Raw genomic sequence first — 961 nt, forward strand, 5'->3', positions numbered from 1 at the left:
CAGAGACCCCGGGAAGGACTCACAGCGCCTCAGGCGAATGACCGCAGCATGGGACGACGAGTTCCTTGCAAGCCTCGTCAGACCCTGAGCTCATTCACCCGATTCCCCTGGGTTGCGACCCTCAAGATACTTCTCGCGGCTATCGGCGTGTTCCAGTTCGAACCGTGCGGCCGGATCATCCTGCGGCTGGACGGCGTCGCCTGACCATGGGCTGGGCATCGGCGTCTCCATTTGGGTGCGGGGATGATGGCGGAATACCTAATGAAATCAATGGGGCCGTAAAACCCCGCACCTTCGCGTCAAACCCCTGCGACGCAAGGGTTCTGCCCTCTTTCTTGCAAGACTGCCGGGGTCACCAAGTATTTTCGTCTCTGGCATGGAAACACCGGTGACAAGCTGTACCGATGACGGGGTGATCACGACACGCTGATGGGATGGCGTTGATCTGCGGGGATATCTGCGCAGAACCGATATGTCCCGGTTCGTGATGCAGGGAGGTCGACCGTAATTTCCTCCGACGGCAGGTATTCTGGTCGATCGATCGGCCGCCGCGGACACACGGTACAGAGACATGTTGCCCGGTGCGGGGAGTGAAGGCGTGGTCGCAGGCGCGTTTCCGCCAGTGCGATGAACCGCCAGACGACGGGTGATGCCGATGAACGACAGCGATCCAGGTTCCGAACCGATACACGGCAGCGACGCCGCCGCTCCGGATACCGCCGAGGCTTCGACGGGCGAACGCGAGACGCTGCGGGCCGAACGCGACGGTTACAAATCGGCCTATGAGCAGCTTCTCGCGGAAGTCGGCCCGCTGCGCTCGGAGCGTGACGGGTACAAGGGATCCTACGATGCCGGAAACCGATCCTGACCCGATTGATTTCCGGTGTTTTTGCAATGCGCCCATCCCGCCCGTCATCCGGCAAGAATGATCTCTTTCGCGAGCGTCTCGACGCGATCATCA

General features: G+C 61.2%; 1 protein-coding gene. It reads left to right on the forward strand.

Annotation, left to right across the window (positions count from 1 at the left end):
* Nucleotides 1–655 precede the first annotated feature (655 nt).
* Nucleotides 656–868: a hypothetical protein gene (locus tag VQ042_RS25680; protein ID WP_331823063.1), complete on the forward strand. Its 213-nt coding sequence runs from the start codon at nt 656–658 to the stop codon at nt 866–868.
* Nucleotides 869–961: the final 93 nt, after the last annotated feature.

The sequence above is a fragment of the Aurantimonas sp. A2-1-M11 genome, assembly GCF_036549475.1.
In the GTDB taxonomy this organism is placed as follows: Bacteria; Pseudomonadota; Alphaproteobacteria; order Rhizobiales; family Rhizobiaceae; genus Aurantimonas.

Bases quoted from the DNA above. Each gene is read 5' to 3' on its own strand.
- VQ042_RS25680 (WP_331823063.1), top strand. From the start codon at position 656: ATGAACGACAGCGATCCAGGTTCCGAACCGATACACGGCAGCGACGCC.